The 18,635-nt window shown below is 71.7% G+C and carries 16 protein-coding genes; 4 read left to right on the top strand and 12 right to left on the bottom strand.

What is annotated here, in order from left to right:
* Positions 1-34 precede the first annotated feature (34 nt).
* Positions 35-661 carry a TetR/AcrR family transcriptional regulator gene (locus OG406_RS31635; RefSeq protein WP_327410200.1) on the bottom strand — a complete coding sequence of 209 codons (627 nt, stop codon included), beginning with the start codon at positions 659-661 and terminating at the stop codon, positions 35-37.
* Between the two features lie 213 nt (positions 662-874).
* On the opposite strand from OG406_RS31635, the gene OG406_RS31630 reads away from it, so the two are divergent.
* The 4 genes from OG406_RS31630 (at position 875) to atzF (ending at position 7,630) form a co-directional block, all read left to right on the top strand.
* Entirely contained in the window at positions 875-1,699 is an 825-nt protein-coding gene (locus OG406_RS31630; RefSeq protein WP_329189022.1) for an urea amidolyase associated protein UAAP1, read from the top strand.
* Positions 1,696-2,295: an urea amidolyase associated protein UAAP2 gene (locus OG406_RS31625; protein WP_266612323.1), complete on the top strand. Its 600-nt coding sequence runs from the start codon at positions 1,696-1,698 to the stop codon at positions 2,293-2,295. The genes OG406_RS31630 and OG406_RS31625 overlap by 4 nt, the downstream gene beginning before the upstream one ends.
* Positions 2,292-5,819 carry a 5-oxoprolinase/urea amidolyase family protein gene (locus OG406_RS31620; RefSeq protein ID WP_329189019.1) on the top strand — a complete coding sequence of 1,176 codons (3,528 nt, stop codon included), beginning with the start codon at positions 2,292-2,294 and terminating at the stop codon, positions 5,817-5,819. Before OG406_RS31625 ends, OG406_RS31620 begins: the two co-directional genes overlap by 4 nt.
* Positions 5,820-5,938: 119 nt before the next feature.
* The gene (atzF, locus tag OG406_RS31615) at positions 5,939-7,630 is read left to right on the top strand and encodes an allophanate hydrolase (protein WP_329189018.1); all 1,692 of its coding nucleotides are present in this window, start codon (positions 5,939-5,941) and stop codon (positions 7,628-7,630) included.
* 60 nt (positions 7,631-7,690) lie between these two features.
* Here the strand turns inward: atzF and OG406_RS31610 are convergent, their stop codons facing one another.
* The 11 genes from OG406_RS31610 to pafA all read right to left on the bottom strand — a co-directional run bounded on the left by OG406_RS31610 (position 7,691) and on the right by pafA (position 18,632).
* The gene (locus OG406_RS31610) at positions 7,691-10,552 is read right to left on the bottom strand and encodes a DEAD/DEAH box helicase (protein ID WP_267050316.1); all 2,862 of its coding nucleotides are present in this window, start codon (positions 10,550-10,552) and stop codon (positions 7,691-7,693) included.
* Positions 10,553-10,592: 40 nt separating this feature from the next.
* Positions 10,593-11,483, bottom strand: a complete 891-nt coding sequence (locus OG406_RS31605; RefSeq protein ID WP_329189016.1) for a diacylglycerol kinase — start codon at positions 11,481-11,483, stop codon at positions 10,593-10,595.
* Between the two features lie 29 nt (positions 11,484-11,512).
* A complete protein-coding gene (gene tatC, locus OG406_RS31600; protein ID WP_164372472.1) occupies positions 11,513-12,460 on the bottom strand; it encodes a twin-arginine translocase subunit TatC in 948 nt (315 codons plus the stop codon).
* Between the two features lie 47 nt (positions 12,461-12,507).
* Complete coding sequence (tatA, locus tag OG406_RS31595) at positions 12,508-12,792, bottom strand: Sec-independent protein translocase subunit TatA (RefSeq protein WP_028801604.1); 285 nt, start codon at positions 12,790-12,792, stop codon at positions 12,508-12,510.
* A gap of 238 nt (positions 12,793-13,030) precedes the next feature.
* On the bottom strand, positions 13,031-13,225 hold the full coding sequence (locus OG406_RS31590) for a hypothetical protein (RefSeq protein ID WP_267050318.1): 195 nt from the start codon (positions 13,223-13,225) through the stop codon (positions 13,031-13,033).
* Positions 13,226-13,235: 10 nt separating this feature from the next.
* A complete protein-coding gene (locus OG406_RS31585; protein ID WP_267050319.1) occupies positions 13,236-13,532 on the bottom strand; it encodes a hypothetical protein in 297 nt (98 codons plus the stop codon).
* A 59-nt stretch (positions 13,533-13,591) separates the two neighbouring features.
* Positions 13,592-14,617, bottom strand: a complete 1,026-nt coding sequence (locus OG406_RS31580) for a helix-turn-helix transcriptional regulator (protein ID WP_329189010.1) — start codon at positions 14,615-14,617, stop codon at positions 13,592-13,594.
* A 16-nt stretch (positions 14,618-14,633) separates the two neighbouring features.
* A complete protein-coding gene (locus OG406_RS31575; RefSeq protein WP_081223482.1) occupies positions 14,634-15,587 on the bottom strand; it encodes a helix-turn-helix transcriptional regulator in 954 nt (317 codons plus the stop codon).
* 123 nt (positions 15,588-15,710) lie between these two features.
* Positions 15,711-16,082 (bottom strand): FKBP-type peptidyl-prolyl cis-trans isomerase, encoded by a 372-nt coding sequence (locus OG406_RS31570; protein WP_081223483.1) that lies wholly within the window; start codon positions 16,080-16,082, stop codon positions 15,711-15,713.
* 58 nt (positions 16,083-16,140) lie between these two features.
* Entirely contained in the window at positions 16,141-17,142 is a 1,002-nt protein-coding gene (locus tag OG406_RS31565; RefSeq protein ID WP_164372474.1) for an FKBP-type peptidyl-prolyl cis-trans isomerase, read from the bottom strand.
* 128 nt (positions 17,143-17,270) lie between these two features.
* Complete coding sequence (gene pafA, locus OG406_RS31560) at positions 17,271-18,632, bottom strand: Pup--protein ligase (protein ID WP_081223485.1); 1,362 nt, start codon at positions 18,630-18,632, stop codon at positions 17,271-17,273.
* Positions 18,633-18,635 lie beyond the last annotated feature (3 nt).

The following is an 18,635-nucleotide window of genomic DNA, read 5'->3' as shown; positions in this document are numbered from 1 at the left end:
CCGCAGCTCGCAGGGGTGACGGGGGCTCGGAGTCTCAGATTCCGGCGATGCGCAGCGCCGCGTCGGCGGTGGCCTCGGCGAAGGCGGACACGGGGCGGTCCGGGTCGGAGCGGTGCACGAGGATGACGCCCTCGATCAGCCCGAACACGAGGTCCGTCCGCAGGTCCAGGTCGCTCTTGGCGAGCGCGCCGCCCGCCGGGGTGGCCGCCAGCAACTGGCGGTAGGTGTCCTTCAGTTCCGCGCGCACGGCGTGGAACCCGGCGAAGCGTTCGGCGCGCACCTCGGGCAGCAGATAGAGGCCGCCGAGGTTGTGCGGACCACCGCACAGCAGTTCCACGTCGGTGCGGCACAGCCGCCACAGCCTGCGCCCCGCGGGCTCCGCGTCCTCGGCGAGGAGCCGGCGGGCGAGCGCCAGCGAGGGGGTGACCGTGGACTCCAGGAGCTCGGCGAGCAGCTCCTCCTTGCCGGACACGTAGTGGTACATGGACGCCTGGCGCATACCGGCCCGTTCGGCGACCGCGCGGGTGGTGGTGGCGGCGTAGCCCCGGGTGGTGAACAACTCGGCGGCCGCGTCGAGCAGTTCGGCACGCGGCGTGAGACCGCTGTCCGGCCGCTGCGCGGCGCGCGGCCTGCCGACCCGTCGCCCGCCGTCCGTTCCCATGCGTTCGATCCTCGCACACACGGCGCGCACCGGCCGGGCGCCGGGATCCCCGCGACCGACCCCACGAGACGGCCCTCCGGGCACCGGCCCTTCGCGGGCGTGACGCGTGAGGGACCGGTAACGGCGCGGCAACACACGGGACATGGCGCCGACCCACCCCGCCCCTAATTTCTGTCGGGCGACAGAAATGACCCAGGAGCCGGAGGACCCGCGATGGCGACAGCGACCACGCACGGAGCACGCGACCACGCCCGTGCCCAGGAGGGGACCCGCGCCGAGGCCATGCCCGTGGTCCCCGCGGGCGACTGGCCCGCGCCCCCCTGCGAGGCGGGCCACCTGGTGTGGGCGGAGACGGTGGCGGGCGGCGGCTACACGCACAAGGTGCTGGCCCGGGGCACGGAGCTGCGGCTGACCGACCTCGTGGGCGACGCCTGCGCGCATCTGCTGCTGTACGTCGCGGACCGGCCGTGGGAGCGCCTGAACGTCGCGGACACCGTCAAGGTCCAGTGGAACGCCTATCTGGGCGAGGGACGGCTCCTCCTCTCCGACCAGGGCCGCGTCCTGGCCTCGGTGGTCAGCGACTCCTCCGGCCAACACGACGCCCTGTGCGGTACCTCCACGCTCGTACGCAACACGCGGCGGTACGGGGACGGGACACCACAGTCCGCCTCGCCGGCCGGACGGGAGCTGTTCAAACTGGCCGCCGCCAAGAACGGGCTCGGCCCCCGCGACCTGCCCCCGTCGCTCTCCTTCTTCCAGGGCGTCGAGGTGCGCGAGGACGGCTCGCTGGACTTCACCGGCTCGGCCGGCCCCGGCGGGAGCGTCACCCTCCGCGCCGAACAGGACCTCACCGTGCTCGTCGCGAACGTGCCGCACCCGGCCGACCCGCGCTCCGCCTACACGAGCACCCCGCTGGAGGTACTGGCCTGGCGCTCCGCGGCGACCGCTCCGGGCGACCCGCTGTGGGAGGCCACGCCCGAGGGCCGCCGCGCCTTCCTCAACACCGCCGAATTCCATGCCACGAGGGGGCTCGCATGACCCACGTCACCGTCCCGGCCCGGGCCGCCTGGTCGGCGGTCGTCCGCACCGGCGAGACGCTCACCGTCACCGACCTGCACGGCAACCAGGCCGTCGACTTCCTGGTGTACGACGCCGGGGACACCGCCGTCCGCTACAGCGCGCCCGACACCGTCCAGGCGCAGGGCGGCATCTTCCTGACCACGGGCAGTGTCCTGATGTCGAACGAGCACACCCCGCTGATGACCGTCACGGCCGACGAGGTCGGCCGGCACGACACGGTCGGCGGCGCCTGCTCCAAGGAGTCGAACACCCTGCGGTACGGGCACCACACCTGGTCCCAGCACGCCTGCGTCGAGAACTTCCTCGCGGAGGGCGCCCGGTACGGCCTCGGCAAGCGCGACCTCGTCTCGAACATCAACTGGTACATGAACGTGCCGGTCGAGAAGGACGGCACCCTCGGCATCGTCGACGGCATCTCCGCCCCCGGGCTGCGGCTGACGCTGCGCGCCGAGCGCGACGTGATCGTCCTGGTGTCCAACTGCCCCCAGATCAACAACCCGTGCAACGGCTTCGAACCGACCGCGGTCGCGATGACGATCGGAGCGCCGGCATGACGTTCGACACCCTGCTCGTCGCCAACCGGGGCGAGATCGCGGTCCGGATCATCCGCAGCGCCCGCGAACTCGGCCTGCGCACGGTCGCCGTGTACTCTGACGCGGACCGCGCCGCCCCGCACGTCCGGCTCGCCGACGAGGCCGTACGGCTCGGCCCCGCGCCCGCCAAGGAGTCGTACCTCGACGCCGACCTCGTCCTGAAGGCGGCCAAGGACACCGGGGCCGGGGCGATCCACCCGGGGTACGGATTCCTCTCCGAGGACGCGGCGTTCGCGCGGCGCTGCGAGGACGCCGGCATCGTGTTCGTCGGTCCGACACCGGAGCAGCTCGAACTGTTCGGCGCCAAGCACACGGCGCGGGCGGCGGCCCTGGCGGCGGGCGTGCCGCTGGCCCCCGGCACGGATCTGCTGGCCGGGCTCCCCGAGGCACGGGAGGCCGCCGGACGCATCGGCTATCCCGTGATGCTCAAGGCCACGGGCGGGGGCGGCGGAATCGGTATGTCGGCATGTCGCTCGGACGCCGAACTGGCCGAGGCCTGGGAGCGGGTCCAGCGGGTCGCGGCGGCCTCCTTCTCCTCGTCCGGGGTCTTCCTGGAGCGCCTCGTCGAGGACGCGCGCCACATCGAGGTGCAGGTCTTCGGCGACGGCCTCGGCCGGGTCGTCACCCTCGGCGACCGCGACTGCTCGCTCCAGCGCCGCAACCAGAAGGTCCTGGAGGAGGCACCCGCGCCGGGCCTCCCCGAAGCGGTGCGGACACGACTTGCCACCGCCGCACGCGAGTTGTGCGCCTCGGTGGACTACCGCTCGGCCGGCACCGTCGAGTTCGTGTACGACGCCGCCCGCGAGGAGGCCTACTTCCTGGAGGTCAACACCCGGCTCCAGGTGGAACATCCGGTCACCGAGGAGATCTACGGCGTCGACCTCGTCGGCTGGATGCTGCGGCTGGCCCGCGGCGAGTCCTCCGTCGTCCGGGACCCGGGGGCACCGCGCGGGCACGCGGTCGAGGCGCGGCTGTACGCCGAGGACCCCTCCCGTGAACACCGGCCGAGCGCGGGCCTGCTGACACGGGTCGAGTTCCCCGGCGGTGTCCGCGTGGACGGCTGGATCGAGGCCGGCACGGAGGTCACCACCTCGTACGACCCGATGCTCGCCAAGGTCGTCGCGTACGGCACCGACCGCGCCCACGCCCTGGAACGGCTCGACGAGGCGCTGGCCAGGACCCGGGTGGACGGCATCGAGACCAACCTCGGGCTGGTGCGGGCCGCGCTCGCCGAGCCTGCCTTCCGGCGGGCGGCCCACTCCACCGCGACCCTGGCCGCCGTGAGCGACCCCACCCCGCGGATCGAGGTCGTGTCCGGCGGCACGCTCACCACCGTGCAGGACTGGCCGGGCCGCACCGGCTACTGGCAGGTCGGCGTCCCGCCCTGCGGCCCGATGGACGACCTCTCCTTCCGGCTCGGCAACCGGGCGCTCGGCAACACCGACGGCGCGCCGGGCCTCGAATGCACCCTGCAGGGACCGGCGTTGCGGTTCACCCGCACGACGACGGTGTGCGTCACCGGGGCCCCCGCACCGGTCACGGTGGACGGCACGGAGGTCGGCCGCTGGGAGCCGGTGACCGTACCGGCCGGATCGGTCCTGGAGATCGGCGCACCCACGGGGCACGGCCTGCGCACCTACGTGCTGTTCGCGGGCGGCGGCCTGGACGTGCCCGCCTTCCTCGGCAGCGCCGCCACCTTCACCCTCGGCCGGTTCGGCGGCCACGGCGGCCGGGCCCTGCGCACCGGCGACGTGCTGCACGGCGGGACCGTCACCGGCGCGGGCACGCCCGTGCCGCCCGGCGACCGGCCCGTGTTCACGGACGTGTGGCGGATCAGCGCCCTCGAAGGCCCGCACGCGGCACCGGAGTTCTTCACCGAGGACGACATCCACGACTTCTACGCCGCCGACTGGAAGGTCCACTTCAACTCGGCCCGCACCGGGGTGCGGCTCGTCGGACCGAAGCCGCGCTGGGCCCGCACCGACGGCGGCGAGGCGGGACTGCACCCGTCGAACATCCACGACACGCCCTACTCGGTCGGCGCGGTCGACTACACCGGGGACATGCCGGTGCTCCTCGGCCCGGACGGCCCCTCCCTCGGCGGCTTCGTCTGCCCGGCGACCGTGGTCAGCACGGAACGCTGGAAGCTCGGCCAGCTCCGCCCCGGCGACACGGTGCGGTTCGGGCCACTGGCCGACGACGGTTCGCCGCGCCCCGCGATCGTCGACGGCGGGGTGCTCGCGCGGGACGGCGACGTGACGTACCGCCGCAGCGGCGACGACAACCTGCTGGTCGAGTTCGGGCCCATGCAGCTGGACCTCGCGCTGCGCATGCGGGTCCACGCGCTGATGGAGGCGGTGGCGGAGGCCGGCCTCGACGGGGTGGCCGACCTGACCCCGGGCATCCGCTCCCTCCAGATCCGCACCGACCCGGCCCGGCTCCCCCAGCGGCAACTCCTGGAAGCGGTACGGGAGACGGTCCGCGCCCTCCCTCCGAGCGACCAGCTCGTCGTCCCCTCCCGGACGGTCCATCTGCCGCTCTCCTGGGACGACCCGGCCACCCGCGAGGCGATCGCCCGCTACATGGCGGGCGTGCGCGACGACGCGCCCTGGTGTCCGTGGAACATCGAGTTCATCCGCCGGGTGAACGGCCTGGACTCGGTGGACGACGTGTACCGCACGGTCTTCGACGCGGAGTACCTCGTCCTCGGTCTGGGCGACGTCTACCTCGGCGCCCCGGTCGCCACCCCGCTCGACCCCCGCCACCGCCTGGTCACCACGAAGTACAACCCGGCGCGCACCTGGACCGCGGAGAACTCGGTCGGCATCGGCGGCGCCTATCTGTGCGTGTACGGCATGGAGGGCCCCGGCGGCTACCAGTTCGTCGGGCGGACGACCCAGGTGTGGTCGGGCTGGCAGCAGCGCGGCGCGTTCGAGCCGGGGTCGCCCTGGCTGCTGCGCTTCTTCGACCGCGTCAAGTGGTACCCGGTCGAGGCGGACGAACTCCTGGAGCTGCGGGCCGACATCATCTCCGGCCGCTTCGTGCCGCGGATCGAGGAGGGCACCTTCTCGCTGGCCGCGTACGAGTCCTTCCTCGTCGAGAACGCGGCGTCCATAGCGGAGTTCCGGTCCCGGCAGGGCGGCGCCTTCTCGGCGGAGCGCGACGCCTGGGAGGCGGCCGGCGAGTTCACCCGTGCGGAGGCCGTGACGGCACCGGCGTCCCCGGCCGCCGACATCAACGTCCCCGTGGGCGGTCGTCTGGTCGAGGCGGAGTTCGCCGCGTCCGTCTGGCAGGTGAACGTGGAGCCGGGCGCCCGCGTGACGGCGGGGCAGCCGCTCCTCGCCCTGGAGGCCATGAAGATGGAGTCGAGGGTGCCCGCGCCGACGGACGCGGTCGTCGAGCGGATCCTCGTCTCACCGGGCGACCAGGTCGAGGCCGGCACGGCGCTGCTCGTCCTGGCGCCGGCGACGACCCCGGCCGCCTGAGGCCCCGAACCGCCGAACCGCCGAACACCGCACACATCCTGCCCGTCCCCTGTTCACCCCGGGTCCCGGGGCCGCCGCGGCCCCGGGACCGCGGCCCTCAGTCCGCACAAGGAGTTCCGATGTCCGCTCTCGCCCGAGTCCGCGCGGCCCACGCCCGGATCGAGGCCGTCGACCGGCCCGAGGTCTGGATCGCCCTGCGCCCTCGGCCCGAGGTGGAGGAGGAGGCCCGGGCCGTGGACGCGCGCGTCGCCGCGGGCGAGCGTCTCCCGCTCGCGGGCAGGGTCTTCGCCGCCAAGGGCAACATCGATGTGGCGGGTCTGCCGACCACCGCGGGCTGTCCGTCCTACGCCTACACGCCGGGGGCCGACGCCCCCGCGGTCGCACGGCTCCGGGCGGCCGGCGCCGTCCTCCTCGGGACCACGAACCTCGACCAGTTCGCCACCGGCCTGGTCGGCACCCGCTCCCCCTACGGCGCGGTCCGGGGCGCCCTGGACCCGACGCTGATCAGCGGCGGCTCCAGCTCGGGATCGGCGGTGGCGGTCGCCCTCGGCATCGTCGACCTCGCGCTCGGCACGGACACCGCGGGCTCCGGCCGCGTCCCCGCCGCGTTCAACGGCATCGTCGGGCTGAAGCCGACCCGTGGCCTGGTCCCCACGACGGGCGTCGTCCCGGCCTGTGCCTCCCTGGACTGTGTGACCGTGTTCGCCCGGACCCTCCCCGAGGCCGAACAGGCCCTCGCCCACCTCGCCTCCCCCTCCGCCCGCGCGCTGCCGCCCCTCGCACAGCGCGCGCCGGGCCCCTGGCGCGTCGCGGTGCCGCCGACGGCACAGCTCGGCGAGCTGGATGAGGGCTGGGCGGAGGCCTACGAGGAGGCCGTCGAGCGGCTCGTGGCCGCCGGGGCCGAGGTGCGCACCCTCGACCTCACTCCGTTCACCGAGGCCGCCGCGATGCTCTACGAGGGCGCGTTCGTCGCCGAGCGCTACACGGCCGTGGGGAGCTTTGTCGACAAACTGACGGCCGAGGGTGGGACCGGCCTCGACCCGACCGTCGCCGGCATCATCTCCCGCGCCCGCGACATCCCGGCCCACCGGCTCTACGCGGACCAGGAACGGCTGGCCGGCCTGCGGGCCCGGGCGCTCACCGAACTGGCCGACGCCGACGCCCTGTTGCTGCCGACCGCGCCCGGCCATCCCACGCTCGCCGAGGTCGCCGCCGACCCTCTCGGCAGCAACGCGCGCCTCGGCCGGTTCACCAACTCCACGAACCTCTTCGACCTGGCGGCCGTCGCGGTGCCGGCCGGACGCACGCCGGCAGGGCTCCCGTTCGGCGTGATGCTGATCGGCCCCGCCTTCACCGACGAGCGGCTCGCGCGGATCGCCCGGTCCCTGGAACCGGAGACCCGCCTCGCCGTGTCGGGAGCGCATCTGTCCGGCCAGCCGCTCAACCCGCAGCTGCTGTCGCTGGGCGCCCGCCTCGACCGCACGACCACGACCGCGCCGGTGTACCGGCTGCACGCCCTGGCCACCACTCCGCCGAAGCCGGGGCTCGTCCACGTCGGCGAGGGCGGTGCCGCCGTGGAGACGGAGGTGTGGTCCCTCCCGGCGGAGGGGCTCGGGCGCCTGCTCGCGGCGCTTCCCCGGCCGATGACCCTGGGCAGCGTCGAACTGGCCGACGGCGGTCACGTCCCCGGCTTCCTGTGCGAGCCCGGCGCGCTGGAGGGCGCGCCCGACATCACCGCGTACGGCGGATGGCGCGCGTACGTGAGCCGGCCGGACGCGGACGTCCGGGCGGCCGGTCCCCGGACGACCTGATCCCCCGTACAAAAAAGGTCCGGCGGCCGCGGGACGCGACCGCCGGACCCGGGAGAACCCTCAGCCCACCGACGAGTAGGCGACCACTCCGCGCAGCAGGCCGTCGACCGCCTTGCGGGCGTTCTTCGCGACCGTCGAGTTCCCGCCGCCCGAGACGGGGGCGGCGGCCGCGATCTGGCCGAGCACGTCGATGACCTGCTTGCACCAGCGCACGAAGTCGCCCGCGGGCATCTCGGCCTCGCGGAGCACCTCGTCGAGGCCCTTGCCGGACGCCCACTCGTGGGCCGCCCAGGCGAAGCCGAGATCCGGCTCGCGCTGGCCGACCCCCTCGGTCTGGCTGATCCCGAAGTCCTCCTCCAGCGCGTCGAGACGACCCCAGATGCGGACCATCTCGCCGAGTGCGGCCTTGGCCTGGCCGGACGGAACCTTCGGCGCCATCGCGTCGTCGGCGACCCGCGACTCGTACACCAACGCCGAGACGCAGGCGGCCAGTTCGGCGGGGCTCAGACCGTCCCAGACACCGGCGCGCAGGCATTCGCTGGCCAGCAGGTCGAGTTCGCCGTACAGCCGGGCGAGCCGCTTGCCGTGCTCGGTGACCTCGTCACCGCGCAGGTAGTCCAGCTCGGTGAGCAGCGCGACGATCCGGTCGAAGGTACGGGCGATGGTGTTCGTCCGGCCCTCGATCCGGCGCTCCAGCTGCGAGGTGTCGCGCTGCAGCCGGTGGTAACGCTCCGCCCAACGGGCATGGTCCTCGCGGTCGTTGCACCCGTGGCAGGGATGCGCGCGGATCGCCGTGCGGAGCCGGGCGATCTCCCGGTCGTCGGCCGCCTCGGCGCGCTTCTTGCGGTGCCGGTCCGGGACGATGTGCCCGGCCTTGGTGCGCAGCGCGGACGCCAGGTCACGACGGGACTGCGGCGAGCGCGCGTTGAACGACTTGGGGATCCGCATGCGGTCGAGGGCCTCGACCGGTACGGGGAAGTCCATCGAGGCGAGCCGCTTGACCTGACGCTCGGCGGTGAGGACCAACGGGCGCGGGCCGTCGTGCTGTTCGAAGCCCCGGTGGCCGTTCGACCGGCCCGCGGGCAGTCCGGGGTCGAGGACCAGCGCGAGCCCGGCGTACTTCCCGGTCGGCACGTGGATCACGTCGCCCGGCTTCAGCTTCTCCAGGGCGACGGCGGCCTCCGCGCGGCGCAGGGAGACACCCTGCCGGGCCAGCTCGCTCTCACGGTCCTTCAGCTCGCGGCGCAGCGCCATGTACTCGTCGAAGTCGCCGAGATGACAGGTCATGGACTCCTTGTAGCCCTCGAGACCCTCCTCGTTGCGCTGCACCTGCCGGGAGATCCCGACGACCGACTTGTCGGCCTGGAACTGCGCGAAGGACGTCTCCAGCAGCTCGCGCGAGCGATGCCGCCCGAACTGCTCCACCAGGTTCACGGCCATGTTGTACGACGGCTTGAAGCTGGAGCGCAGCGGATACGTGCGGGTGCCCGCGAGGCCGGCGAGGTGCTCGGGGCTGAACCCGCGCTGCCACAGCACGACCGCGTGGCCCTCGACGTCGATGCCGCGCCGGCCGGCACGGCCGGTGAGCTGGGTGTACTCGCCGGGGGTGATGTCGGCGTGCTGCTCGCCGTTCCACTTGACGAGCTTCTCCAGCACGACCGAGCGGGCGGGCATGTTGATGCCGAGCGCGAGGGTCTCCGTCGCGAAGACGGCCTTCACCAGGCCGCGGACGAAGAGTTCCTCGACGACCTCCTTGAAGGTGGGGAGCATGCCCGCGTGGTGGGCGGCGATGCCGCGCTCCAGGCCCTCCAGCCATTCGTAGTAGCCGAGGACGTGGAGGTCCTCGTCCGGGATGGAGGCGGTGCGCTCCTCGACGATCTCACGGACCCGCGCCCGCGCCGCGTCGTCGTTCAGCCGGAGGCCCGCGTGCAGGCACTGCTGGACGGCGGCCTCGCAGGCCGCGCGGCTGAAGATGAAGGTGATGGCGGGGAGCAGGCCCTCGGAGTCGAGCCGCTCGATGACCTCGGGGCGGCCCGGGGTCCAGATCCGCGAGCGCTGTCGGCGCTCCCGCTCCCGGTCGGCCTCGCGCATCGCCCGGCCGCGCTTGCGGTCCTGGTACGACGGGCGGCTCGCCTCCATGCGCGCCATGCGCGTGAGGTCCGGGTTGACGGCCTTCTTCTGGCCCTCGCCCTCCTCGAACAGGTCGTACATCCGGCGTCCGGCCAGCACGTGCTGGAACAGCGGGACGGGCCGGTGCTCGGAGACGATCACCTGGGTGTCACCGCGGACGGTGTCCAGCCAGTCGCCGAACTCCTCCGCGTTCGACACGGTCGCCGAGAGCGACACCAGGGTCACCGACTCGGGGAGGTGGATGATCACTTCCTCCCAGACGGCGCCCCGGAAGCGGTCGGAGAGGTAGTGCACCTCGTCCATCACCACGTATCCGAGCCCGAGGAGGGTCTGCGATCCCGCGTACAGCATGTTCCGCAGGACCTCGGTGGTCATGACGACCACCGGTGCCTCGGAGTTGACGCTGTTGTCGCCGGTGAGGAGGCCGACCTTGTCCGCGCCGTAGCGACGGCACAGGTCGGCGTACTTCTGGTTGGAGAGCGCCTTGATCGGCGTGGTGTAGAAGCACTTCTTGCCCTGCTGGAGGGCGAGGTGGACGGCGAACTCGCCGACGATCGTCTTGCCCGAGCCGGTGGGCGCCGCCACCAGCACCCCCTTGCCCGCCTCGAGCGCCTGGCAGGCCTCGATCTGGAAGGGGTCGAGACCGAAGTCGTACATCTCGCGGAAGGGTGCGAGTGCGGTGGCCTGCTCGACAGCGCGCCTGCGTGCTGCCGCGTACCGCTCGGCCGGTGAGAGGTCCTCTGTCATCGTGCTTTCGAGACTACCGGGAGCCACTGACATGGGGACGATCATTATCCGGATCGGATCCTGTGAAACCTCGGATCCCCGCAGCTCAGGGAAGTGCGACGCGCACGGCCCCGGGTATGCACTCCGCGGTCAGCGGCAACGCGCCCAGCGGCTCCCCGTCCGCGTACCCGGTGACTCCCGCGGCGACGAGCTCGACGCGGGCGGCCCGGTGCACGGTGACCACGGGATGGTCGACGTGGGTGCCGCGGTAGACCTTCGGGAACACCGTGAGCAGCGTGGCACGGCCGCAGTTCCCGACCACGGTGACGTCGAACAGCCCGTCGCCGAGATCGGCGCCGGGGCAGATCCTCATGCCGCCGCCGTAGGAGGATCCGTTCCCGACGGCCACGAGGGTCGCCTCGATCTCGCGGGTCTCGCCGCCGTCGAGGGTCAGGCGGTACGCGAAGGGACGGAAGGCCGCCAGTTCGGCGAGCAGGGCGAGGTCGTACCTGAACCGGCCGACCGGCAGCCGCATCCGGTTGCCCCGGTCGTTGACCCGGGAGTCGAAGCCGGAGGCGAGGACGGTGCCGAACCAGGTGCCGTCGACCCGCCCGAGGTCGACGGAGCGCAGTCGGTCCTCCTTGAGCGCGTCGGCCGTCAGGCGCGCCGCGGCGGCCGGGGCGCGGAGCGGCAGGCCCAGGGCGCGCGCGAAGTCGTTCCCGGTGCCGACGGGGACCAGCCCGAACGGCGTGTCGGTGCCGGCCACGGCCTGGAGCGCGAGGTTCGCCATGCCGTCTCCGCCGACGGCGACCAGGGCCCCGGTTCCCTCCGCGACGGCGGCACGCGCCCGGGCGAGGCCGTCCGCGGCGTCCTCGCCGACCACGGTCCGTACGGAGAATCCGGCGGCCCGGAACGCGGAAGCGGCCGGCTGCGCCGCGTGGGCGCCCCGGCCGCGGCCCGCGGTGGGGTTGACGAAGAGGGTGATCTCGCTGGTCACAGGCTGACCCTACGAGGTCCGGACCTCCGTCAGGTCACGTCGTCATAACCGTTGACCCGCTCGGAGGTCGCCTGCTCGGGCAGGGCCCGGCTGGCCGAGACGGGCTCGATCGCGCCGACGTCCTCGGGCGTGAGGTCCAGCTCGGACGCCTCGTCGTCGGCCGGTCCCGCCTCGTCGCGCCGGCGCTTGCGCCGGTCGTTGAACAGCGAGAAGGCGACCGCGCCGAAGTACAGGATCCAGATCGGCCCGGCCAGCGCCAGCATGGTCAGCGGGTCGGTACTGGGGGTGGCGACGGCGGCGAAGACCGTGATGCCCATGATCATGCCGCGCCACCAGCCGAGCATGCGCCGGCCGGTGAGGATGCCCGTGAGGTTGAGCATCACCAGGAGCAGCGGCAGCTCGAAGGAGAGGCCGAACACGACCACCATGCGCGTGACGAGGTCGAGCAGGTCGTCGAGCGGCAGGAGGTTGTTGACGCCTTGCGGCGTGAACTCCATCAGGACCTTCGCCGTGGTGGGGAGCACCTTGTAGGCGAAGAAGGCACCGCCGAGGAACAGCGGCACGCCGGTTCCGACGAACGCGTACGCGTACTTCTTCTCGTTCCTGTGCAGGCCGGGCGCGACGAACGCCCAGAGCTGGTACAGCCAGACCGGCGAGGCGAGCACGACGCCCGCCATCAGGGAGACCTTCAGCGCCAGGGTGAACGGTGCGAGCAGGCCGTTGATGGTGATCTGCGCGCACTGGTGGTTCTTCGGCTGCTTCGCCAGCTCCGCGAACGTCTCCGGACATCCGACGGAGTCCAGGACCGGCTTGGTGAAGAAGTTGATGATGTCGTTGTAGTAGAAGGCGGCGACGATCGTCACGAGGACGATGGCCAGCATCGCCTTCGCGAGCCGGTTGCGGAGCTCGCGAAGGTGGTCCGCGAGGGGCATGCGCCCCTCGGGATCCTTCTCCATGTTGCGGGCAGGCTTGGGCAACCCACATCCTCATCTCATGCGGCGAGCCGGACGTCGCCGGCCCTGCGTCAGCGCTTGGTCGTGTCCGTCGGTTCGCTGACCGGCCGCGAGCTGGTCACGTCGCCGGGGGCGGCCTGGATGGTGCGCTGCGCCGGGGGCTGCTCGTCGGTGTTCGGCGGGCCGGCCGGGGCGGGGTTGCTGCCCTCGTCCTTCATCGCCTTCGCCTCGCTCTTGAGGATGCGGGCGGACTTGCCGAGCGACCGCGCCATGTCCGGAAGCTTCTTCGCGCCGAACAGCAGGATGATGACGACGAGGATGAGAATGATCTCGGGAGCGCCGAGCCTTCCGAACATAAGTCTTTACCTTCTCACCGAGGCTGCATGGTCGGGGTGCTGTCCGAACGGTCGGACGTGTGTCCGATCGTCGTGGTGACAGCGATCGTAACGCTCAGGGGTGAACGCGGGGCAATCCCTGTGCGTACTCCCAGTTCGCGGTCCGCGCCTCGTTATCCGGACCCGCGACCTTGAGCGTACCTGGCCGCAGCATGAAGTTGACAGGGCGAAGTGACTCATTGCGCAACCATGGAACGACTCATACCGCATCCATGGAGCGCGCGGCCCCCTCGGCGGCCTGTTCCAGGTCAGCGGCGGCGCGGTCGATGCGGCGCGCCGCCTCGGTGACCTGCTTCCCGAGACGCTCCGCTTCCCGGAAGACACGGACGGCGAGCACACCGAGCACGGTGATGCCCAGGAAGCCCACAGCGATGGCAAACATCGGCCAGAACATGACGACGACCCTAGAGGGTGGAGTGCAGCCGCAGGGTGCGCACCCCACCGCCGGTGAGCAGCTCGACGATCCGCTCCCCCGCCGGCTTGCGCACGGCGGAGCCGCACTCGGGACAGGTGAACGAGTAGAACGTGGTCCGGCTGCTGGCGCCGATGGCCAGCCGCAGGGCGCCCGGGGTGAGCTCGAAGCCGGCACGGCAGTCGGGACAGGCGGCCTTGAACAGCACGTCGACCGCCCTCCTCATCCCGGCGAAGGCGGTCCCGACCGACATCTCCGCGGCGCCCGGGAGGGACCCGGTCCGGCGCATGGCACCCGTTCGCTCCGAGGTGCCCGGCCCGCCCGGCGCGTCCGACCTCGACAACGTGCTCAAAGCGCCTGCTCCCGCCTCTCGTACGGTCCGTCCTGTGCCCCCGCGGGCCCGTCCGGCACGTCGTAGGCGGCGAGCGCCTCACGGGCCGCGCCGCGGGCGCTGTCCGCGAGGTCCTGCGGTGCGACGATCCGGCCGTCACCGCCGAGCCGCAGGGCCAGGCGCCGAAGCGACGTCGGGTCGGGGGTCCGCAGAGTGATACGCAATCCGCCGTCGGGCAGTTCAACGGCGCTGTCGTGCGGGTAGTACTCGGCGACCCAGCGCCCGGCGGGACCGACCTCGACGACCACCTCGGGGTCCTCGGCGGCGGGCTGCACCAGTCCTTCGGAGAGGTCGCGGAGTTCGATCTCGGGCGGGGCGGAGGGCTCGTCGAGAATGCGGATCTCGGCGACCCGGTCGAGCCGGAAGGTGCGGCGCGCCTCGGAGCGGCGACACCAGGCCTCGACGTACGTGTGGCCGACGGTGACCAGGCGGATCGGGTCGATCTCGCGCTCGCTCAGCTCGTCCCGCGACGGCGAGTAGTAGCGGATCCAGAGCCGGCGCCGCTCGGCGATGGCCCGGTCCACGTCGGCGAAGACACCGCCCTCGGACTCGAAGGTCACCGACAGCCGGGCGCTGGCGCCGGCCGCCTCGCCCGAGGCCGCCTCGACCTTGGCGGTGGCGCGCAGCAGTGCCTGCCGGTCGCCCTCGCGCAGGCCGGGCAGGGTGGAGACGGCGCGGGCGGCCACCAGGAGCGCGGTCGCCTCGTCGGCGGCGATCCGCAGCGGTTCGGCCACGTCGTCGGGGTTGTGCCACCAGATCCGGTCGCCGTCGGTGTCGATGTCGAGCAGGTCGCCGCCGCGGAAGCTGGTTCCGCACAGCGGCAGTACGTCGAGGTCGGAGATCAGCTCGTCCTCGGTGATCCCGAAGGCCCGGGCGACGTCGCCGACGCGGGCGCCGGGGCGCTCGCGCAGATACGTCACCAGGGAGAGCATGCGCCGGGTCTGGTCGATCGCGTTCGTGGGCCTGGCCGGTTTTCCTACCACTTTCCTACGTTCCCCCTCAGCCCTTGGCCACGGCGCGCAGCCGGTCGACCACTTCGGCCCGCAGTTCGGCGGGCTCCAGGACCACCACGTCCGGCCCGAACTCGACGAGCCAGGCGTCCAGCCCGTGCCCGTACGGAATCTCCAACTCGTCCCAGCCCTCTCCCAGTTCCCGGACGGAGACGGCCTTCGCGCGCAGCGGGTAGCCCGAGCCGGAGCGCAGCCGGATCAGCGCGGAGCGGTCGGCGATCTCCCCGGCCCAGCCGGCGACGGTCTCACGCACGGTGACCACGTCGGGCACCTCGGCGGTGTACCGGCCGGCCCGCGCGCGGACCTTGCCGGTGATCCGGGAGAGCCGGAAGACCCGCTCGGCGCCGCGGTCGCGGTCCCAGCCCGCGAGGTACCAGTGGCCGCGCCAGCACTCCAGGGCCCACGGCTCGACGTGCCGGGTCTCGGGGTGCGCGGCGGTGGCCTTGCGGTAGTCGAAGACGACCGGGCGACGGTCGCGGCAGGCCAGCATCAGGGGTTCGAAGGCAGCTTCGTGGACGGGGATGTGCGGTTCCAGCGCGCCGAACGAGCCGTACGGATCGACGTCCTCGGGCAGTCCGGCGGCGCGCAGCTTCTGCAGGGCCCCGCTCGCGGCTCCGGCCAGCCGGGCCTGCTGCCACACCTTGGCGGCGAGGCCCAGGGCGGCGGCCTCCTCGGCGTCGAGGGTGATCGGCGGCAGGCGGTTGCTGTCGCGGCGGGCGAGGTAGCCGACCTCACCGTCGAGGTTCTCGACGGTCTCGATGACCAGACCGAGTTCGCGCAGGTCGTCCTTGTCGCGCTCGAACATCCGGTTGAAGGAGTCGTCCGATCCGGCTTCCAGGTAGGCCTCGATGGACTCGCGGAGTTCGCGCTTGCTGAGCGGTCGCCGCGTCCCGAGCAGACACAGCGCGAGGTTCATCAGCCGCTCGGCCTTGGCAATGGCCATCGACGCCCTTCCCTATGGTGCTTCCGACCGATGACCGTACCGCTCCGACGTGTCCGGACAAAAGCCGAGGGCCCATGCCCGGACAGGCATGGGCCCCGGATGATCGGGTCCGGTCCGCTGTGATCAGACTCCGAGCAGGTCGACCACGAAGATCAGCGTCTCACCGGGCTGGATCAACGGGGTCGGGCTCTGGTTGCCGTAGGCGAGGTGGGCGGGGATGGTCAGCTGGCGACGGCCGCCGACCTTCATGCCCTGCACACCCTGGTCCCAGCCCTTGATGACGCGGCCGCCACCGAGCGGGAAGCGGAACGGAGAGTTCCGGTTCCAGCTGGCGTCGAACTCCTCGCCCGTGCTGAAGGCCACGCCGACGTAGTGCACCGTGACGGTCTGTCCCGCCTCGGCCACCTCGCCGTCGCCCTCCCAGATGTCCTTGATCTCGAGGTCCGCCGGGGGCTCGCCACCCGGGAAGTCGATCTCGGGCTTCTCGATGCTCACGTCTTTGCTCCTGCTTGTCTACGTAAAGGCGACGCTGACAGTCTTACATCCCCGAGGGTCACATCTTCGCCAGGATGTCGACCGAGAAGACGAGGGTGGAGTCCTTCTTGATGCCGCTGCCGGCCGGCGGCTTGTCCCCGTAACCCAGCTTCGGCGGGATGACGATGAGGACGCGGCTGCCGACCTTCTTGCCGGTGAGGCCCTGCGCCCAGCCCTTGACGACCTGCTGGAGCGAGAACGACGTCAACTGTCCGCGGCTGTACGTGGAGTCGAACTCCTTGCCGCCGTCCCACAGCACGCCCTTGTACTGTACGAGGACGCTGCTGTCGGCCGCGACCGTCTCGCCGTCGCCCTCGATGACGTACTCCGCGACGAGCTTGGTCGGCGCGTCCGCCTTCGGGACATCGATGGAGGGGGCCTTGCCGTCGGTGTTGGTCCCGACCTTGGGCAGCGCGGCGTCGCTCTGCGGGACGTCCTTGCCCTTGGCGGAGCTCTTCGAGTTGAACGTGTTCTCGATGTCGACGACGAACACCAGCGTGTCGGTGCCCTTGATGCCCGCCTGCGCGTTGCCCTGCGTGCCGTAGCCCCAGGTCGGCGGGACGGACATCTCGACGCGGCTGCCGGCCTTCTTGCCCACCAGGCCGTAGCGCCAGCCGTCGATGATGCCGCCCTGCGCGAGCTGGATGACCAGCGGCGTCTTGCGGTCGTAGGAGTTGTCGAAGACCTTCGCCGTGGACCACACCTGGCCGAGGTAGTTGGCCTGGATGTAGTCGTTCTCCGCGACCGTCTTCCCGCCGCCCGCGATGACCGTCTTGACCGCGAGGTCCTTCGAGGGGTCCCCGGACCCCTTCGCGACGGTCGGCTTCTCCCCGAACTTCGTGCCGGCCGTGATCGCCGGCAGCGGTCCGTCGACGATCTTCGGCGGGGGCGGAGCCGACGCGGAGGCCGAAGGTGACGGACTGCTGCTGGACTTGGCCGTGTCGGACTTGTCGTCGTCACCGCATCCGGCGAGTGTGACCAGTCCGGCGGGAACGGCGATGAGGAGTGAGCGTCGGCGCACGGTGGGGGCCTCGTATCGGTCGATCTTGGTTGATGGCGTGCGCGCAACTCTACGACGTGAGAAGGGCGCCGTACGGAAAACGTACGGCGCCCCGCGTTGCGTTCCGCGTCCCTCGCGGAACACCCGGCTCACATTCCGGCGATGAGCTTCTCCACCCGGTCGTCCACGGATCGGAAGGGGTCCTTGCACAACACGGTGCGCTGTGCCTGGTCGTTGAGCTTCAGATGGACCCAGTCGACGGTGAAGTCCCGTCGCTGCTCCTGGGCCCGGCGGATGAAGTCACCGCGCAACCGCGCGCGAGTGGTCTGCGGCGGCACCGACTTGCCTTCGAAGATCTTCAAGTCGTTGCAGATCCGCGCGGCTTGCCCCTTCCTCTCCAGCAGGTAGTAGAGGCCACGACGGCGGTGGATGTCGTGGTAGGCGAGGTCTATCTGCGCGACCCGCGGGTGGGACATGGTCATGTTGTGCTTGGCCCGGTACCGCTCGATGAGCTGGTACTTCATGACCCAGTCGATCTCGGTGCCGATCCGGTCGAGGTCCTCGGCCTCGATCGAGTCGAGCACACGGCCCCACAGTTCGAGGACCTGTTCGACGGTGCCGGTGCGGATACCGCGGCGGTCGACGAAGTCCACGGCCTTCTCGTAGTACTCGCGCTGCACCTCGAGCGCGGAGGCCTCGCGGCCGCTGGCGAGCCGCACCTTGCGGCGGCCGGTGATGTCGTGGCTCACCTCGCGGATCGCCCGAATGGGGTTCTCCAGGGTGAGGTCGCGCATGACGGTGCCCGCCTCGATCATGCGCAGCACGAGGTCGGTGGCACCGACCTTGAGGAGCATGGTCGTCTCGGACATGTTCGAGTCGCCGACGATGACGTGCAGCCGGCGGTAGCGCTCGGCGTCCGCGTGCGGCTCGTCGCGGGTGTTGATGATGGGCCGGGAGCGGGTCGTCGCGGAGCTGACGCCCTCCCAGATGTGCTCGGCCCGCTGACTCACGCAGTAGACGGCGCCCCGCGGCGTCTGCAGCACCTTGCCGGCACCGCACAGCAACTGCCTCGTCACGAGGAACGGAATGAGGATGTCCGCGAGCCGGGAGAACTCCCCGTGCCGGGCCACCAGATAGTTCTCGTGACAACCATAGGAGTTGCCCGCCGAGTCGGTGTTGTTCTTGAACAGGTAGACGTCGCCCGCGATTCCTTCCTCGTGCAGGCGTCGTTCGGCGTCCACCAGGAGTCCTTCGAGAATGCGCTCGCCGGCCTTGTCGTGGGTGACGAGTTCCGTCACGTTGTCACATTCCGGTGTTGCGTATTCCGGATGTGATCCCACGTCGAGATAGAGGCGAGCGCCGTTCCGCAGAAAGACATTGCTGCTGCGGCCCCATGACACGACACGGCGGAAGAGGTACCGCGCCACCTCGTCGGGAGACAGGCGCCGCTGTCCCCTGAACGTACACGTGACGCCGTACTCGTTCTCCAGCCCGAAAATGCGGCGGTCCATGAC

Origin of the sequence: Streptomyces sp. NBC_01428 (assembly GCF_036231965.1) — a bacterium.
Classification (GTDB): Bacteria; Actinomycetota; Actinomycetes; order Streptomycetales; family Streptomycetaceae; genus Streptomyces.
Note: the sequence above shows the minus strand (reverse complement) of the source record. Positions and strands in the feature narration are given on the sequence as shown.